We start from the raw sequence: 19,066 nt of genomic DNA, 5'->3' as shown, positions 1-19,066 counted from the left end.
TTTCATTTGAAAGAAAACGCAAAAAGAAAATAATCTTTTTGCCTCCATTTATTATTTAAGATAAGGTTAATGCTCTACATGTTCTTTTTTTAATTCAAATGATATTTTTTATCTTTCTGACGTTTTAAACGTATCGGAAGACGTTATTTATTCTAATAAAAAACAACACTCTAAATATAAAATCATTTCTTGCAGTAATTATAAAAGCCGAAAACAGAACTCAAAAACAATCTGGCTAAATAAAAGTAATAAAATTTGCTTTAAGGAAAAATTTTCTATGTACACACAGACCCTGTATGAGTTAAGTCAGGAGGCTGAACGCCTGTTACAGCTTTCTCGCCAACAGTTGCAGTTACTGGAAAAAATGCCTCTCTCTGTACCCGGAGACGATGCGCCACAACTGGCTTTACCCTGGAGTCAGCCTAATATCGCCGAACGTCACGCGATGCTGAATAATGAGTTGCGTAAAATTTCCCGACTGGAAATGGTGCTGGCGATTGTCGGTACTATGAAAGCAGGGAAATCAACCACCATTAATGCCATTGTTGGTACGGAGGTTCTGCCTAATCGTAATCGCCCAATGACTGCGCTGCCGACGCTTATTCGCCATACGCCCGGGCAAAAGGAACCGGTACTGCATTTTTCACATGTCGCGCCAATCGATTGTTTAATTCAACAATTACAACAGCGCCTGCGTGACTGCGATATTAAGCATCTGACCGATGTGCTGGAAATAGATAAAGATATGCGTGCGCTTATGCAGCGGATCGAAAATGGCGTCGCTTTCGAAAAATATTATCTGGGTGCCCAGCCTATTTTTCATTGTCTGAAAAGTTTGAATGATTTGGTGCGACTGGCGAAGGCGCTGGACGTCGATTTTCCTTTTTCTGCTTACGCCGCCATTGAGCATATTCCCGTGATTGAAGTGGAGTTTGTCCATCTGGCGGGGCTGGAGAGTTATCCCGGTCAGTTGACGTTACTGGATACCCCGGGGCCAAATGAAGCCGGGCAACCGCATCTGCAAAAAATGCTTAACCAGCAGCTGGCTCGCGCCTCGGCGGTACTGGCGGTGCTGGATTATACGCAACTGAAATCGATCTCCGATGAAGAGGTCCGTGAGGCGATTTTGGCGGTGGGGCAATCGGTGCCGCTGTATGTGCTGGTCAATAAGTTCGATCAACAGGATCGTAACAGTGACGACGCCGACCAGGTGCGGGCACTGATTTCCGGGACGCTGATGAAAGGCTGTATTACGCCACAGCAGATATTTCCAGTGTCGTCGATGTGGGGCTACCTGGCGAATCGGGCGCGTAATGAGTTAGCCAACAGCGGTAAGTTACCCGCGCCAGAGCAACAACGCTGGGTGGAAGATTTTGCCCATGCCGCGCTCGGCAGGCGCTGGCGTCATGCCGACCTGGCGAACCTCGAACATATTCGTCATGCTGCCGATCAGTTGTGGGAAGATTCGCTGTTCGCCAAGCCAATTCAGGCGTTGCTTCATGCCGCTTACGCTAACGCCTCGTTGTATGCTCTGCGATCTGCCGCGCATAAACTGTTGAATTACGCGCAGCAGGCGCGGGAATACCTGGATTTTCGTGCGCACGGGTTAAACGTCGCTTGTGAACAATTGCGGCAAAATATCCACCAGATCGAAGAAAGTTTGCAGCTATTTCAACTCAATCAGGCTCAGGTGAGCGGCGAGATTAAACATGAAATCGAGCTGGCCCTGACCTCCGCCAACCTCTTTCTGCGTCAACAGCAAGATGCGGTGAATGCCCAGTTAGCCGCGTTGTTTCAGGATGATTCGGGGTCATTAAGCGAGATTCGTACCTGCTGTGAGACACTGTTACAGACGGCGCAGAACACCATCAGTCGCGACTTTACGCTGCGTTTTGCCGAGCTTGAATCCACCCTTTGCCGGGTGTTAACCGATGTTATTCGGCCCATTGAGCAACAAGTCAAAATGGAATTGAGCGAGTCAGGGTTTCGTCCTGGGTTTCATTTTCCTGTTTTTCACAGCGCAGTTCCCCACTTCAACACTCGCCAGCTGTTCAGTGAAGTCATTTCGCGCCAGGACGCAATGGACGAGCAGAGCACGCGTTTAGGCGTTGTGCGTGAGACTTTTTCGCGCTGGTTGAATCAGCCCGACTGGGGACGGGGAAATGAGAAATCCCCGACAGAGACGGTTGATTACAGTGTGTTGCAACGAGCATTAAGCGCAGAAGTCGATCTTTATTGCCAACAAATGGCTAAAGTTCTGGCAGAGCAGGTCGATGAATCTGTTACGGCAGGCATGAATACTTTTTTCGCTGAGTTCGCTTCATGTTTGACGGAATTACAGACGCGTTTACGCGAAAGCCTGGCTCTGCGTCAACAAAATGAATCGGTGGTCAGGCTGATGCAGCAGCAATTGCAGCAGGCTGTGATGACTCACAGCTGGATTTACACCGACGCTCAGCTGTTACGCGATGATATTCAAACACTTTTCACGGCAGAACGATATTGACCAAGACGTTACTGGACGGCCCCGGTCGCGTGCTGGAGTCGGTTCATCCGCGCTTTTTAGTGGATCTGGCGCAGGGCGATGATGCCCGCCATCCACAAGCCCATCAGCAGCAGTTTCGTGAACGACTGATGCAGGAACTTCTTGCGCGTGTGCAGCTTCAGGCATGGACGAACGGCGGGATGTTAAATGCGCCGCTTAGCCTGCGTCTGACATTGGTGGAAAAACTGGCGTCGATGCTGGATCCCGGTCATCTGGCGCTGACGCAGATCGCGCAGCATCTGGCGCTGCTGCAAAAAATGGATCACCGCCAGCACTCTGCTTTCCCGGAGCTCCCCCAGCAAATTGCCGCCTTGTATGAGTGGTTTTCAGCCCGTTGTCGCTGGAAGGAAAAGGCGTTAACGCAACGAGGCCTACTGGTGCAGGCAGGTGATCAGAGCGAGCAAATTTTTACCCGCTGGCGTGCTGGGGCGTATAACGCCTGGTCGTTGCCTGGGCGCTGTTTTATCGTTCTGGAGGAGTTGCGCTGGGGGGCATTTGGCGATGCCTGCCGTCTGGGAAGCCCGCAAGCGGTGGCGTTGTTGCTGGGTGATTTGCGCGAGAAAGCGACACAACATCTGGCAGAGAGTATCAATGCGGCACCGACCACGCGTCACTATTACCATCAGTGGTTTGCCTCTTCGACCGTTCCGACGGGCGGGGAGCATGCTGATTTTTTAAGTTGGCTGGGAAAGTGGACCACGGCAGATAAACAACCCGTTTGCTGGTCAGTGACCCAACGCTGGCAAACTGTCGCACTGGGGATGCCACGACTCTGTTCAGCGCAGCGTTTGGTGGGGGCAATGGTCGAGGAAATCTTCTCTGTAAATTTGGCGTAAATAATAAGTTACACCAATGAATCCTAAACGAAATTCATGTGTGAAGTTGATCACAAATTTAAACACTGGTAGGGTAAAAAGGTCATTAACTGCCCAATTCAGGCGTCAACTGGTTTGATTGTACATTCCTTAACCGGAGGGTGTAAGCAAACCCGCTACGCTTGTTACAGAGATTGCATCCTGCAATTCCCGCTCCCCTTTTGCGGCCGTCGCGCTGATTTTTCTGGCGTTTGCGGAAATGGGCCAACTCTGCGAGGAAAGCTATGCTGAAAAGGAAAAAAGTAAAACCGATTACCCTTCGTGATGTCACTATTATTGATGACGGTAAACTGCGTAAAGCCATTACCGCAGCATCACTGGGTAATGCAATGGAATGGTTCGATTTTGGTGTTTATGGTTTTGTTGCTTACGCATTAGGTAAAGTTTTTTTCCCGGGGGCTGACCCCAGCGTGCAGATGGTTGCTGCACTTGCCACTTTCTCCGTTCCCTTTCTGATTCGACCGCTTGGCGGACTCTTCTTTGGTATGTTGGGCGATAAATATGGTCGCCAGAAGATCCTCGCTATCACTATTGTGATTATGTCGATCAGTACGTTCTGTATTGGCTTAATACCGTCCTACGACACGATTGGTATTTGGGCACCGATTCTGCTGTTGATCTGTAAGATGGCACAAGGTTTCTCGGTCGGCGGTGAATATACCGGGGCGTCAATATTTGTTGCGGAATACTCCCCTGACCGTAAACGTGGCTTTATGGGCAGCTGGCTGGACTTTGGTTCTATTGCCGGGTTTGTGCTGGGTGCTGGCGTGGTGGTGTTAATTTCGACCATTGTCGGCGAAGAGAACTTCCTCGACTGGGGCTGGCGTATTCCGTTCTTTATCGCTCTGCCGTTAGGGATTATCGGGCTTTACCTGCGCCATGCGCTGGAAGAGACTCCGGCGTTCCAGCAGCATGTCGATAAACTGGAACAGGGCGACCGCGAAGGTTTGCAGGATGGCCCGAAAGTCTCGTTTAAAGAGATTGCCACCAAACACTGGCGCAGCCTGTTGACATGTATTGGTCTGGTAATTGCCACCAACGTGACTTACTACATGTTGCTGACCTATATGCCGAGTTATTTGTCGCATAACCTGCATTACTCCGAAGACCACGGGGTGCTGATTATTATCGCCATTATGATCGGTATGCTGTTTGTCCAGCCGGTGATGGGCTTGCTGAGTGACCGTTTTGGCCGTCGTCCGTTTGTGCTACTTGGTAGTGTTGCACTGTTTGTGTTGGCGATCCCGGCGTTTATTCTGATTAACAGTAACGTCATCGGCCTGATTTTTGCCGGGTTACTGATGCTGGCGGTGATTCTTAACTGCTTTACGGGCGTTATGGCTTCTACCTTGCCAGCGATGTTCCCGACGCATATCCGTTACAGCGCGCTGGCGGCGGCATTTAATATTTCGGTGCTGGTTGCCGGTCTGACGCCAACGCTGGCGGCCTGGCTGGTCGAAAGCTCGCAGAATCTGATGATGCCTGCCTATTACCTGATGGTAGTGGCGGTGGTTGGTTTAATCACCGGCGTAACCATGAAAGAGACGGCGAATCGTCCGTTGAAAGGTGCGACACCGGCGGCGTCAGATATACAGGAAGCGAAGGAAATTCTCGTCGAGCATTACGATAATATCGAGCAGAAAATCGATGATATTGACCACGAGATTGCCGATTTGCAGGCGAAACGTACCCGCCTGGTGCAGCAACATCCGCGAATTGATGAATAAGCTGAAACGGATGGCCTGATGTGACGCTGTCTTATCAGGCCAATTGAACTCTTAAGGTTCACTTAATCTCTGACGCGCATACTCTCCTCCAGGTTAACGGAGGAGAGTGCAATGAAAAACCGTGTTTATGAAAGTTTAACTACCGTGTTCAGCGTGCTGGTGGTCAGCAGCTTTCTTTATATCTGGTTTACCACGTACTGATCTTTCTTCAGCCGTACCCAGGCCCGCGTGCCGGAAGTCTCTTGCCGGTTTTGCAGGAAAAACTGCCCGTGATGCAACTGTGTAATGCGGCTGACAATACTTAACCCCAGACCAATCCCGCCATAACGGCTGTCCATACGTACAAACGCTTTACTCAACTCCCCGCATTTACTCTCATCAATACCCGGTCCTTCATCTTCAACGGCCATGACTGCTCCGCCATCTTCTTGCAGCTTAATCATAATGTTGCTGCCTTGCGGGCTGTAACGATGGGCGTTTTCTACCAGGTTTCGCAATAACATCCGCAGCAGGGTTGCATCACCCTGAACGGTGATGTCGGCGGCGCTCTCTGGCAATAGCAGGGTTTGCTGTCGCTGGTCGAGCATGGTACTGAGTTCGTCATACGAGGGGAGAATGACATCTTCCAGCAGTTTTACATGTTGATAATTCCCGGAAGAAAATGACTGTCCGGCACGCGCCAGTTGCAGCAACTGGGAGACACTCTCCATCATCTGATCAAGTCGAGCCACTAACGGTGCTACATCAATGTGATGCGTTTTCGCCAGCAGTTCCAGATGCAAACGCACCCCCGCCAGTGGCGTTCGCAGTTCGTGCGCGACGTCAGCGGTAAACAACCTTTCGTTATCCAGCGTGCTGGTCAGGCGACTGACCAGATCGTTTAACGCTGAAACCACCGCTTCGATTTCGAGGGTGGCGCTGTGAATGGCAATGGGCGTTAAGTTGTCGGCGGTGCGCGCTTCCAGCTCTTTTTGCAGCTCCGCCAGCGGGCGGGTGATGCGGCGTACCGCCTGATAGCAGATAAATAGCGTCAGGCTGACCATAAAGACGCCGGGGACAATCAGGCTGGCGACCGCCTCGCGGATCTCACGCATGATGTGGCGATCGTTGTTGCGATTGTCGCGTAGCGCCTGCTCAAACAGCTGAATCTGCTCGGTACTTTCATGCCATAGCCAGAAGACGCTGATCAGCTCAAACACCAACAAAATGGCCCCGATGGTCAATATCAGCCGTTGGCGCAGCGATATTGGTCGGCGCAGAAAACGCATCAGATTCAATTAGTTTTCCTCATTTGCGACCAGCATATAGCCAAATCCGCGCACGGTGCGGATACGGGCTTTGCCCACTTTGTCGCGCAGATTGTGGATATGCACTTCCAGGGTGTTGGTCGAGGGTTCATTGTCCCAGTTATAGATGTCGTTGTAGAGAATTTCCCGATGCACCGGGCTGCCTGCTTTGAGCATTAACCGTGACAGCAGAGCATATTCTTTGGGCGTCAGAATCAACTCTTCACCGCCCATCCATACCTGACGGCGACCCATATTCAGCGTCAGATTGCCAACAATCAGCTCACTTTCGCCCTGATTATTATGGCGTCGTAGCAGGGCGCGGATACGGGCGTGTAACTCTTCCAGCGCAAAAGGCTTCACCAGATAGTCATCGGCACCGACATCCAGCCCGGCGATTTTGTCGGTCAGCGTATCGCGAGCGGTGAGGATCAGTACCGGCAGGGTGTATTTTTTCTGCCGGATACGGGCGAGAAAATGCAGTCCATCTTCGTCGGGTAACCCTAAATCCAGTACCACCAGGCTGTAATGACCGGCCTCAAGGCTTTGTTCCGCCATCCGCGCGGTTGTCACGCCATCGCACGCGTAGCCTTCGGTTTGCGCCGCCAGAATCAATCCCTGCAATAACAGCGTATCGTCTTCAACAATCAGAATTTTCATTCACTCACTCTCCTGCAAGTTTGCAGAATATCATCCGCAGCCTGGTAATACTTCGTCTCAACGCCAGTCAGGCCCAATAAGGTTGAGAATAAATTGTCTTGTGAATAGTGTTGCGTTTGCGCCTGTTTTTGCAGGCAGTTCTGGTCAACCTGATACCGTTTTTGATAATCCTCCGACAGCCACAGCAGCATCGGCACCTGTTTTTGGCTATCCGGGGCGATGGCATAAGGCAGACCGTGCAGATAGATGCCATTTTCACCTAACGATTCACCGTGGTCAGAAAGATAAACCAGGCTGGTGGTAAATTTATCCTGATGTTCTTTCAGCAGATTAATCGCTTTATCAACAATATAGTCGACGTAAACCAGCGTGTTGTCGTAAGTGTTCACCAGTTGCTCTTGGGTACAGGTCTGGATCTCGTTAGTGTCGCAGGTTGGGGTAAATTTCCTGAACTGCGGCGGATAGCGGTTGTAATAGGTCGGGCCGTGGCTGCCGATGGTGTGTAAGACAATCACGCCATCACCCTGCAGGTTATTGATGTAATCTTCCAGCCCGTGGAACAGTACTTCATCATAGCACTCGCCGTTGATGCACTGACCAGGCAGGTTCAGCGCGGTGACGTTCTGGTGAGGTACGCGATCGCAAACGCCTTTACAGCCGCCATCGTTGTCATTCCACAGCACGTTGATGCCCGCTCGCTGAATGATATCCAGCACGCCTTCCTGGTGCTGTGCCAGCTCTTCTTTGTAGTGCTCACGCGGCATATCCGAGAACATGCACGGTACTGAAACTGCCGTTGCCGTGCCGCAAGATGCGGTATTAGGAAAATAGACCACGTTATCTTTTGCCAGCCGCGGGTTAGTTTCACGCGGGTAGCCGTTGAGGGAGAAGTTCTCCGCCCGCGAGGTTTCGCCGACAATCAGGATGGTCAAGTTTTTACGTTTTTCGTTCTGCATTAACGGGTTGCGGTGCGCGTCTTCACCAATTCGCACCAGCGGCAGATTTGCCAGTCGCTGATGGGAGTACCATGACCAGCTGGCAACAATGCTGTTAGAGGGGCTTAAGGATTTCACCAGCTCTTTGTTATTGCGGAACAACGAGGCGTAGTCTTTATAAAACAGTGCGGCGACCAGCAAAATCAGCAGTACAGAAACCAGAATATTGGCTCCACGGAAAAGAACACTGCGCAGGCGCGAGGTGGCTGGTTTGATTTTAATCCAGCAGGCAATCAGCGCAGCAAGCACGCCGCTGAATCCCAGCGTTAATAACATTTGCGGCGTCATCAACGCATAACTTTCTGCCGGAGTGGTATCAATAATATTGGCAATCATCGAGCGGTCGATGACGATGCCGTAAGTCATTATGAAATATTGTGCAGCTGCGCCGACCAGAATAAACAGGCAGGCCAGCGGTCGATTAAGCCACAAGAAAGAGCTTAGTGTCAGGACAATATTAATCACGCTGAAGGCGACGACCGGCATCGACAAGAAAACCAGTACGTTATGCAGCGAGTCCAGCGGCAGCGCCTGCAACACCTGTTTAAAAAAGGCAATATTCAGGCAGATAGAGATATAAAAAGCGGCTAACAATAGCCAGGCGAGTAAATTCAAAGAGGGTCTTTTTAGTAGGCGCTTCAACATCACGGTGTTTCCATCGAACAAAGTGCGCATATGCTCGCAAAGCAAAATTAAGCCAACCTTAAGTTCTTAAGGTTGGCTTTTATGTTTGCTTGATTAAGGGGAATTAATCTTTGCTTATTGGTGCATCTAAGGGATACGGGTTTTTATGCAGCCGGTTGTAATTCAGCGCATACATGGCGGTGATTACCATCAGAGTGACAAATGACCACATAACCTCTTTCGCGCCGGACCCTACTACGGCCCAGATGCAGTAGAGGAAGGCAATGGTAGTTACTGCCAGGTATGCCGGGCGTGCTTTACCAAAGTGACCGTGGCCGAGCAGTAGTAACGCCGCACAGGTGTAAAGATATGGCACCAGTGTAAAGATGACCGACACGGAAGACACCAGACCGAATTCTTTGGTCGCGTTTGGCGAAATGCTACTGAGCTGGAAGATGGTCATCAAAATACCGACGATAATCAGCCCCGCCACTGGCGTGCCCGCTTTATTTACACGGGCAAAAATCGGTGGGAACAGTCCGTCATCGGCAGCGGCTTTCGCCGTTTGACCCGCCAGCAACGTCCAGCCGCCCAGTGAACCTAAGCAACCCGCAGCTGCGCAGAAGGAAACAATGGCCCCGGCGGTGTCACCCAACGCCATCCGTGCGGCATCACCGAATGGCGAGGCAGAAACGCGCAGTGCGGCATTAGGGATCATCCCCATAATCGCGGTGGTGGAGAGCACATAGCAAACGGCGGCAATCAATACCCCACCAATGGTGGCGATAGGGACGTTGCGCTTCGGGTTTTTCACCACACCTGCGGCAACGGAGGCACTTTCCACACCGATGAACGACCACAGCGTAACGTTAAGGGTACTTTGAATCGCGCCGAAGGTGCCCAGGCCGCTGACGTTCCATGCCGCCATATAGGTTTCACCACGGAACCAGAACCAGCCAAATACGGCAATCCCGACGATGGGGATCAGCGCCAGCACGGTGGCAACGGCCTGCACGCGGGTGATCATTTTCGGACCGACAATGTTCAGCAGGACGAAGATCCACAGCACCACGACGCAGGTGATGGTTAATACCAGTGGATCTTTCAGAATCGGGAAGAAGTAACTTAAATATCCTACGCCAATGACCACCATGGCGATATTGCCGATCCAGCAGGCCAGCCAGTAGAGGACGTTGGTTTGATAACCGAGAAACGGGCCAAAGCAGCGGCGGGCGTAAGCGTAAGAACCACCAGGACTTGGGTCGAGGAACGACATTTTGGCGTATACCATCGAGAGCCCCAGCGCACCGATAATCGTCACCAACCATCCATAAATGGCAATCCCGCCAGTGGAGGCCAGGTTTGCAGGTAACAGAAAAACACCTGACCCCATAATATTCCCCGACACCATCAGGGTGACGGGGATTAAGCCCACTTTGTGAGCATCAGCATCCGAAGACATAATTAAACTCCTGCGAAGGCGAGCTTCGTGACAATAAATTACGTCATATCATACGCCTGCATTCGATAGTTGAATTATTATCGACCGGGTTATCGCTGATGCCGTTATTAATATAGCTCTTCGTTAAGGTTAAAAATCAGGCGACAGTGCGTTCTCTGTGCTGACTAACATAATGCAGAGGCGTCATACCGTAGAAGTCTTTAAAGACAGAAATAAAGTACGACGTACTGTTGTAGCCACACGACTGTGAGACCTGAGAGATATTTTTACCGTCCATCATTAATTCATTTACGGCATAACGCATGCGGCAGGTGGTGATTATTTGGCTATAACTGGTGTTTTCGCTTTTCAGCTTTTTCTTTAACAGACTTGGGCTAAGACATAAACAACTGGCTACCATACTAAGATTCCAGTCTTTGTGGATATCGCTTTCAATAATTTGATAAACGCTGTCACTTACACAATTACGTAACATATACATCATTAGTGAAAGGAATTTTTTACTGTCGAGAAAACGGGATAGCACAGTGAATAATAATGCACGTGTTCGTTCCTTTTCTGACTCAGTTTCAGCGGGCATCATGCTATGTTGCGCGGCAACGCGAAAGACGTCTGGCGTCAGGCATGGCAGGGTGAGGATGGGCGTAGCGCTACGTTGCCATACTGGTATTTGCGAGAGATCTTTATTCAGAAACCGGAGGTAATCTTTGATGATGTCGTGACTAATATGAGCAACCAAAGTGTTATTAAGAGAGGAGACGTCGATAATATTATTTTCACAATTTAATAACGCCATGTGGTTAGCTTTAAGGCTAATAGGTTCTTTCCCATTCACCCTTATCCAGACATCTTTTTCAGTCAATAAAACAATACAAGGTTGGTCGCTGCAAATCCTCATACATGTACTCCTGAGTGCGAATAAAAGACCAGTTCTCGCTAAAGCGAAGCGATACCGGGAAATGGTTATATAATTGTATGATGAATATAAACATGCATAAAAATAACGAGTTTTACTAATATTACAAATTTTTATAGTAATTTCTCATGTACATATTTTTTTACAGGCTAAAAAAAGGATAAATAACAGGCAAAAAAAAGCGCGGGGTGGGACCGCGCAAAAAGCATGACATTTTTTGTTTGCAGCAATTTTTATGAAAACGTTGCCATACTTAAAAGGCCTCAAGCCAGGCGGCGTAATGTTATTTAACAATTACGCCTTCAGCGGAATAGTGGTTACGCTTTCACACACATAACGTGGTAAATACCGTCAATAATTTCTGTCCCTTCTGTTTCGTGTTCAAATCCAGGGAAATGATGGTCCCAGGATTGCAGCGAGCGTAAATAACTTACTTGCGGACTGTTTTTATCGCCGAAGTTTTCACCAGACAGCAGCATCGGGATTCCTGGCGGATACGGGATAACTGAGTTTGCCGCGATGCGTCCTGGCAGGTTTTCAATGGATACCAGTTCGACATTGTTGTCGACAATCGCGTTGTACGCTTCTCGCGGGGTGATTTCCGCCACCGGCAGGCCGGAATAGGCTTCGTTCAACCGTGCGCCAGGGTTGTTTTCTTTCAGCCAGGCAAACATGGTGTCACCCAGATCGTGAATCCCCATGTTCGCGTAAGTGTCAGGATATTGTTCAACAAGTTCCGGCATCACCTGCGCCAGCGGTGTGTTGGCGTCATAGTGGCGTTTGAAGGAGCAAAGGGTGTTAACCAGAGTCCCCCATTTCCCACGGGTTACGCCCATAGAGAACAGGAACATAATCTGGAAGTCAGTGGTGCGGGTAGGCACAATGCCGTGGCGACCAAGCCAGGCAGTGACCAGCGCCGCCGGAACACCGGTTTCTTCCAGTTCACCATCTTCACCCATTCCCGGAGCAAGGATGCTGACTTTAATCGGGTCGAGCATACTCCAGTTATCCGGAATATCTTTGAAGCCGTGCCAGCTTTCGCCAGGATGCATGACCCAGCAGTCCTGAACGGTGGTCAGCAGTTTGGTTGGTGCGTCAGCAAAGTCATAGGTTTTGCCGGTTTGTGGGTCGGTGACGACTTCTTTGTTCCACGGTTTGAAGAACCAGCTACCGTCAGCGGTGAACTCTTTATACAGTCGCGCCATCGCCTGACGGAAATCAACCGCTTCGTCGATCACTTCCTGCGTCAGTGACAGGCCGCTGTTGCCGTCCATCATCGACACCGCCACGTCGTTGGATGCACAGATGGCATACAGCGGGGAGGTGGTGGCATGCATCATGTAGGCCTGGTTGAAGCGGGAGAAGTTAATCGCCCCACGACCTTCACGTACATGAATATAAGAGGCCTGTGACAGCGCATTCAGCAGTTTGTGGGTGGAGTGGGTGGCGAAAACGGTAGGACCGTTGTGATCGCCAGGTTCGCCGCGCATGGCATAGTGATCGGCATAGATCGGGTTGAAACGTGCATAGCCGTACCAGGCTTCGTCAAAGTGCAGACGATCGGAGGTTTTTTCCAGCAGATCCTGTGCTTCTTTAGCGTTATAACACACGCCGTCATAGGTGCAGTTGGTCACCACGCAGTAAGACGGTTTTTGCCCGGCTTTGTCTTTAGTCAGCGGGCTTTCATTGATTTTCTTCTGCAAGGTTTCAGGTTGCATTTCCTGCGGATAGATTGGCCCGATAATGCCGTAGCGGTTGCGGCTTGGCACCATGTAGGCCGGTTTCGCGCCTGTCAGCATCAAGCCTTGTTCGATGGATTTATGGCAGTTACGGTCAACGACCACGACATCGTTATCGGTCATGCAAGCCTGCATGATGGTGCGGTTAGAGCCGGAAGTACCGACGACTACCGACCAGGAGCGATCGGCACCAAATACGCGTGCAGCATATTTTTCGCTTTCGCCAAATGCGCCAGTATGGTCAAGCAAAGAACCGAGGGAAGTTCGTTCGATGCCCATGTCGGTGCGGAACAGATTTTCACCATAGTAGTCATGGTAGAAACGTCCGGCGGGTGTTTTGGTAAAACCAACGCCGCCCTGGTGGCCTGGCGCTGCCCAGGAATATTCATGGATGTCGCTATATTTCATCAGCGCGCTGAACAGTGGCGGCAACAGCTGCTGGCGGTAGCGGGTCATCGCGGCAACGGCGCGTCCGGCGATAAAGTCGGCGGTATCTTCCAGAATCCAGGCGAATTCATCGACAAGCTCCAGCAGATCCCGGTCCATTACGGCGAGGGCTTTTTCCCGATCGCCCAACAGGAAGACCGGCACGTTTTGTTGGCGCTCATGAAGCTTACCGATCAATTGTCTGACGTTTTGATGTTCGTCCGGATGTTCCATTTGATAGCTGAACATCAGGCAGTCAATGGCTTCGTTTGAAGAGAGAATGGCAAAACCATCATCAAAGGAGGTGGATTTAATCACGGTAACATTTTGCTGGCTTAAAGCATCTGCCAGACGCTCAACGGCGTTACCGACCCAGGTGTCTTGATGGAGAAACTCGCTTTCAACAATTAATACTTTCATCATTGCTTACCCGGTTATGAAGGAATCTTCGTTGCGGGCAAGTATCTTCCGGCCTTTTCGGGCTGTAAAGCGCGTGAAAAACAAACATTTTTGAAATATTTTCTTTTATAAACAATATGTTATGTGATTATTTTAAATTATTTTCACTGCTTATTATCGACGGCTAAACTATTTTTTTGGCTGATACTGATATCGTCTTTAGCCGGGAAACGTCTGGCGGCGCTGTTGGCTAAGTTTGCGGTATTGTTGCGGTGACATGCCGACATATTTGCCGAACGTGCTGTAAAAACGGCTACTCGAACGAAAGCCTGCCGTCAGGGCAATATCGAGAATACTTTTATCGGTATCGCTCAGTAACGCGCGAACGTGGTTGATGCGCATCGCGGTAATGTACTGTTTCATCGTCAATTGCATGACCCGCTGGAATATCCCCATTGCATAGTTGGCGTTAAGTTTGACGTGCTCAGCCACATCGTTGATGGTCAGCGCCTGATCATAGTTTTCGGCAATAAAGCCCAGCATCTGGCTGACATAAAATTGCGCATGGCGCGAGACGCTGTTTTTGTGTGTGCGCGAGGTTTTATTGACCAGAATCGGTTCCCAGCCAGAGAGGCTAAATCGCTTGAGCATCAGGCCAATTTCATCAATGGCGAGCTGGCGAATTTGCTCATTCGAACTGTTCAATTCCTGCTGCCAGCGGCGCACTTCAAACGGGCTAAGTTGCTGTGTCGCCAGTGATTTGATCACCATGCCGTGAGTGACGTGGTTAATCAGGTCTTTATCCAGCGGCCAGGAGAGAAACAGATGCATCGGCAGATTAAAAATCGCCATGCTCTGACAGGTTCCGGTATCTGTTAGTTGGTGCGGTGTGCAGGCCCAGAACAGCGTGATATGACCCTGATTGATATTCACTTTTTCATTGTTGATCAGGTATTCCACATCGCCATCGAAAGGCACATTCACTTCGACCTGACCATGCCAGTGGCTGGTGGGCATGATATGTGGTGCGCGAAACTCAATTTCCATCCGCTGGTATTCTGAATACAGCGACAGTGGGCTACGGGTCTGCTTTTCGTCGCTGCTGCACATAAACGTATCTGTATTCATGGATGACTCTCTTTCCTGGAATATCAGAATTATGGCAGGAGTGAGGGAGGTTGACTGCGAGTGGGAGCACGGTTTTCACCCTCTTCCCACAGCGGCGAGGGGAGCGTCCGAGCATTATGAGGCCGAAAACTCTGCTTTTCAGGTAACTTATTCCCATAAACTCAGATTTACTGCTGCTTCACGCAGGATCTGAGTTTATGGGAATGCTCAACCTGGAAGCCGGAGGTTTTCTGCAAATTCGCCTGCCATGATGAAGTTATTCAAGCAAGCCAGGAGATCTGCATGATGTCTGCACCCAAAATTACATTTATCGGCGCTGGTTCGACGATTTTCGTTAAAAATATTCTTGGTGATGTGTTCCATCGCGAGGCGCTGAAAACGGCGCATATTGCCCTGATGGATATCGATCCCACCCGCCTGGAAGAGTCGCACATTGTGGTGCGCAAGTTGATGGATTCAGCAGGAGCCAGCGGCAAAATCACCTGCCACACCCAACAGAAAGAAGCCTTACAGGATGCTGATTTTGTGGTGGTGGCATTTCAGATTGGCGGTTATGAACCTTGCACGGTGACTGATTTCGAGGTCTGTAAGCGGCATGGTCTGGAACAAACCATTGCCGATACGCTGGGGCCGGGCGGCATTATGCGTGCGCTACGTACCATTCCGCATCTGTGGCAAATTTGCGAGGACATGACGGAAGTCTGCCCTGATGCCACCATGCTCAACTACGTTAACCCAATGGCGATGAATACCTGGGCGATGTATGCCCGCTATCCGCATATCAAACAGGTAGGGCTGTGCCATTCGGTGCAGGGAACGGCGGAAGAGCTGGCGCGTGACCTCAATATCGACCCGGCTACGCTGCGTTACCGTTGCGCAGGTATCAACCATATGGCGTTTTACCTGGAACTGGAGCGTAAAACCGCAGACGGTAGCTACGTGAATCTCTATCCTGAATTGCTGGCGGCTTATGAAGCAGGGCAGGCACCGAAGCCAAATATTCATGGCAATACTCGCTGCCAGAATATTGTGCGCTATGAAATGTTCAAAAAGCTGGGCTACTTCGTCACAGAATCGTCAGAACATTTTGCTGAGTACACACCGTGGTTTATTAAGCCAGGTCGTGAGGATTTGATTGAGCGTTATAAAGTACCGCTGGATGAGTACCCGAAACGCTGCGTCGAGCAGCTGGCGAACTGGCATAAAGAGCTGGAGGAGTATAAGAACGCCTCCCGGATTGATATTAAACCGTCACGGGAATATGCCAGCACAATCATGAACGCTATCTGGACTGGCGAGCCGAGTGTGATTTATGGCAATGTCCGTAACGATGGCTTGATTGATAACCTGCCACAAGGATGTTGCGTGGAAGTGGCCTGTCTGGTTGATGCTAATGGCATTCAGCCGACCAAAGCCGGTACGCTACCTTCGCATCTGGCCGCTCTGATGCAAACCAACATCAACGTACAGACGCTGCTGACAGAAGCTATTCTTACGGAAAATCGCGACCGTGTTTACCACGCCGCGATGATGGACCCGCATACTGCCGCCGTGCTGGGCATTGACGAAATATATGCTCTTGTTGACGACTTGATTGCTGCCCACGGCGACTGGCTGCCTGGCTGGTTGCACCGTTAAAACGCGACTAAACGCTACTGCGCCGGGGGATTTATTCCGGCGCACACCTCTGACGATACCAATAACAGAAGGCGGGCGTTGGTAACAGCGACCCGATACCCTATGAGCATTTCAATGACTACAAAACTCAGTTATGGATTTGGAGCGTTCGGGAAGGATTTTGCGATCGGCATTGTGTATATGTACCTCATGTATTACTACACCGATGTCGTCGGGCTGTCAGTGGGTTTGGTCGGTACTTTGTTTCTGGTGGCGAGGATCTGGGATGCTATTAACGATCCGATTATGGGATGGATTGTAAATGCTACGCGATCGCGATGGGGTAAGTTCAAACCCTGGATCCTGATCGGTACGTTGGCAAACTCTGTAATCTTATTTCTCCTCTTTAGTGCGCATCTGTTTGAAGGTACTACTCAGATTGTCTTTGTTTGCGTGACCTACATCCTCTGGGGCATGACTTACACCATTATGGATATTCCCTTCTGGTCGCTGGTTCCAACCATAACGCTCGATAAACGTGAGCGCGAACAACTGGTTCCTTATCCGCGTTTTTTTGCCAGTCTGGCGGGCTTTGTTACGGCAGGTGTGACGCTACCATTTGTTAATTATGTCGGCGGTGGCGATCGGGGATTTGGCTTTCAGATGTTCACTCTGGTACTGATCGCCTTTTTTATTGTTTCAACCATCATCACTCTGCGCAATGTGCATGAAGTCTTTTCGTCAGACAATCAGCCGTCTGCTGAAGGAAGCCATCTGACACTTAAAGCCATCGTTGCGCTTATTTATAAAAACGATCAGCTTTCATGCCTCTTGGGTATGGCTCTTGCTTATAATGTAGCCAGCAATATTATTACCGGCTTTGCTATCTATTATTTCTCATATGTTATCGGTGATGCGGATTTGTTCCCCTATTATCTGTCGTATGCGGGAGCTGCTAACCTGGTGACGTTAGTATTCTTCCCACGCTTAGTTAAATCATTATCCCGACGCATTTTATGGGCCGGAGCATCTATTCTTCCGGTGTTAAGCTGTGGTGTTCTCCTGTTAATGGCATTAATGAGCTATCACAACGTCGTCCTCATTGTGATTGCGGGTATTTTGCTGAATGTGGGAACGGCGCTTTTCTGGGTATTACAGGTCATCATGGTGGCGGATACCGTTGATTACGGTGAATATAAACTGCACGTACGCTGTGAAAGCATCGCTTACTCCGTGCAGACTATGGTGGTGAAGGGCGGTTCAGCCTTTGCGGCTTTTTTCATTGCGGTTGTGTTAGGGATGATTGGCTATGTACCGAATGTTGAACAGTCTACGCAAGCCCTATTAGGTATGCAGTTTATTATGATTGCTCTACCAACTCTGTTTTTCATGGTAACGCTGATTCTCTACTTCCGTTTCTATCGCCTCAATGGTGACACGCTGCGCAGGATCCAGATCCATCTGCTGGATAAATATCGCAAAGTACCGCCCGAGCCTGTTCATGCTGATATTCCGGTCGGTGCAGTGAGTGATGTGAAAGCCTGACGTGGACAATAGCTAACGAAAATGGCCTGATGTGTTATGTTTATCAGGCCACTTCTTAATACAATGCTTTGGATTTGCAAATTTTGTAGACCGGATAAGGAATTCTGAACTGCACCCCAAATGTTGGACATAATCTGACATCTGAAGGTGCAGTTTATGAAACATTCATTTGAAGTAAAACTTGCCGCTGTAAATCATTACCTGGCCGGTCATGCTGGCATCATTTCTACGGCAAAACTCTTTCAACTTTCTCACACCAGCCTCTCACACTGGATTAATCTTTTTCTTCTTCACGGTCCTCTGGCACTGGATTGCAGACACAGGCGTAGCTATTCTCCTGAAGATAAACTTTGCGTGGTTCTTTATGCTCTCGGGCATTCTGAGTCTCTACCCCGGGTAGCTGCCCGGTTTAACATTCCCAGCCACAACACGGTTAAAAACTGGATAAAAGGCTACCGCAAATCTGGTAATGAGGCCTTTATCAGGCGCTGGAAGGAGAAAAGCATGACCCGTTCTGATGATACCCATGAAAACGAGGCAAACATGACGCCGGAAGAGATGAAGAATGAGCTGCGTTATCTTCGCGCAGAAAATGCATATCTGAAAGCCATGCAGGAGCATCTCCTGGAAAAAAAGCGCCTGGAGCTGGAGAAAAAGCGAAAGTCATCCAGAACCTGAGGTGCGGACACTGCCAGTCTGACCTGTTAAAGGCCGCAGGGCTGGCCAGAAGCACGCTGTACTATCAGCTGTCACTGCAGAAGGCTAAGGACAAGTATGCTGATGTGAAACAGCTCATAGCCTCCATCTTCCATGAACACCGGGGATGTTATGGGTACCGGCGGATCCACTGTGAACTTCAGAAAAGAGGTCTCAAGTTCAGTGGCAAAACGGTGCGAAAACTGATGCAGCAGCTTGGCCTGAAGTCTCCTGTGCGCCTGAAGAAATACCGGTCTTATCGGGGGAACATGGGACTCGCTGCAGAAAATATCCTTCAGCGACAGTTCAAAGCGAAAGCTCCCTGTGAGAAATGGGTGACAGATATCACCGAATTCAGGGCTGGCGGACAAAAACTGTACCTGTCCCCGATACTTGATTTGTTTAACGGGGAAATCGTGGCGTGGG

13 protein-coding genes and 1 pseudogene are annotated in these 19,066 nt (G+C 49.9%); 7 read left to right on the top strand and 7 right to left on the bottom strand.

Annotated features, from left to right (window positions below):
- The first annotated feature begins 277 nt into the window (after nucleotides 1-277).
- The 4 genes from crfC to pmrR all read left to right on the top strand — a co-directional run bounded on the left by crfC (nucleotide 278) and on the right by pmrR (nucleotide 5,348).
- Nucleotides 278-2,506: a clamp-binding protein CrfC gene (crfC, locus tag ACJHX7_RS22955; RefSeq protein WP_094030433.1), complete on the top strand. Its 2,229-nt coding sequence runs from the start codon at nucleotides 278-280 to the stop codon at nucleotides 2,504-2,506.
- Nucleotides 2,503-3,381 (top strand): YjcZ-like family protein, encoded by an 879-nt coding sequence (locus ACJHX7_RS22950; protein ID WP_077516262.1) that lies wholly within the window; start codon nucleotides 2,503-2,505, stop codon nucleotides 3,379-3,381. The genes crfC and ACJHX7_RS22950 overlap by 4 nt, the downstream gene beginning before the upstream one ends.
- A gap of 263 nt (nucleotides 3,382-3,644) precedes the next feature.
- Nucleotides 3,645-5,147, top strand: coding sequence for a glycine betaine/L-proline transporter ProP (gene proP / locus ACJHX7_RS22945; protein ID WP_001296659.1), 1,503 nt, complete (start codon nucleotides 3,645-3,647; stop codon nucleotides 5,145-5,147).
- 111 nt (nucleotides 5,148-5,258) lie between these two features.
- Nucleotides 5,259-5,348: an LpxT activity modulator PmrR gene (pmrR, locus tag ACJHX7_RS22940; RefSeq protein ID WP_000797658.1), complete on the top strand. Its 90-nt coding sequence runs from the start codon at nucleotides 5,259-5,261 to the stop codon at nucleotides 5,346-5,348.
- Here the strand turns inward: pmrR and pmrB are convergent.
- The 7 genes from pmrB to melR all read right to left on the bottom strand — a co-directional run bounded on the left by pmrB (nucleotide 5,324) and on the right by melR (nucleotide 14,806).
- Entirely contained in the window at nucleotides 5,324-6,424 is a 1,101-nt protein-coding gene (gene pmrB / locus ACJHX7_RS22935) for a two-component system sensor histidine kinase PmrB (RefSeq protein WP_001052139.1), read from the bottom strand. The two genes, pmrR and pmrB, sit on opposite strands and share 25 nt — an antisense overlap.
- Nucleotides 6,425-7,093, bottom strand: coding sequence for a two-component system response regulator BasR (gene basR, locus ACJHX7_RS22930; protein ID WP_000697915.1), 669 nt, complete (start codon nucleotides 7,091-7,093; stop codon nucleotides 6,425-6,427). It lies immediately after the preceding gene.
- A complete protein-coding gene (gene eptA / locus ACJHX7_RS22925; protein ID WP_001361486.1) occupies nucleotides 7,090-8,733 on the bottom strand; it encodes a phosphoethanolamine transferase EptA in 1,644 nt (547 codons plus the stop codon). The genes basR and eptA overlap by 4 nt, the downstream gene beginning before the upstream one ends.
- A gap of 103 nt (nucleotides 8,734-8,836) precedes the next feature.
- The gene (gene adiC, locus ACJHX7_RS22920; protein WP_000093154.1) at nucleotides 8,837-10,174 is read right to left on the bottom strand and encodes an arginine/agmatine antiporter; all 1,338 of its coding nucleotides are present in this window, start codon (nucleotides 10,172-10,174) and stop codon (nucleotides 8,837-8,839) included.
- Between the two features lie 136 nt (nucleotides 10,175-10,310).
- On the bottom strand, nucleotides 10,311-11,072 hold the full coding sequence (gene adiY, locus ACJHX7_RS22915) for a DNA-binding transcriptional activator AdiY (RefSeq protein WP_001217059.1): 762 nt from the start codon (nucleotides 11,070-11,072) through the stop codon (nucleotides 10,311-10,313).
- Between the two features lie 335 nt (nucleotides 11,073-11,407).
- Nucleotides 11,408-13,675, bottom strand: a complete 2,268-nt coding sequence (adiA, locus tag ACJHX7_RS22910) for an arginine decarboxylase (RefSeq protein ID WP_094030440.1) — start codon at nucleotides 13,673-13,675, stop codon at nucleotides 11,408-11,410.
- Nucleotides 13,676-13,873: 198 nt separating this feature from the next.
- Nucleotides 13,874-14,806, bottom strand: coding sequence for a transcriptional regulator MelR (gene melR, locus ACJHX7_RS22905; protein WP_264133048.1), 933 nt, complete (start codon nucleotides 14,804-14,806; stop codon nucleotides 13,874-13,876).
- A gap of 258 nt (nucleotides 14,807-15,064) precedes the next feature.
- Between melR and melA the strand changes: the two genes are divergently transcribed.
- The 3 genes and pseudogenes from melA to ACJHX7_RS22890 all read left to right on the top strand — a co-directional run.
- On the top strand, nucleotides 15,065-16,420 hold the full coding sequence (melA, locus tag ACJHX7_RS22900) for an alpha-galactosidase (RefSeq protein ID WP_000986620.1): 1,356 nt from the start codon (nucleotides 15,065-15,067) through the stop codon (nucleotides 16,418-16,420).
- A gap of 102 nt (nucleotides 16,421-16,522) precedes the next feature.
- Complete coding sequence (gene melB, locus ACJHX7_RS22895; RefSeq protein ID WP_000028114.1) at nucleotides 16,523-17,944, top strand: melibiose:sodium transporter MelB; 1,422 nt, start codon at nucleotides 16,523-16,525, stop codon at nucleotides 17,942-17,944.
- 156 nt (nucleotides 17,945-18,100) lie between these two features.
- Nucleotides 18,101-19,066: pseudogene (locus tag ACJHX7_RS22890) on the top strand (IS3 family transposase); the annotation flags it as partial.

This window comes from Escherichia sp. WS1451 (assembly GCF_046487365.1).
Lineage (GTDB): Bacteria > Pseudomonadota > Gammaproteobacteria > Enterobacterales > Enterobacteriaceae > Escherichia > Escherichia coli.
The sequence above is the reverse complement of the archived record's forward strand: the minus strand, read 5'-3'. Positions and strand labels throughout refer to the sequence as shown.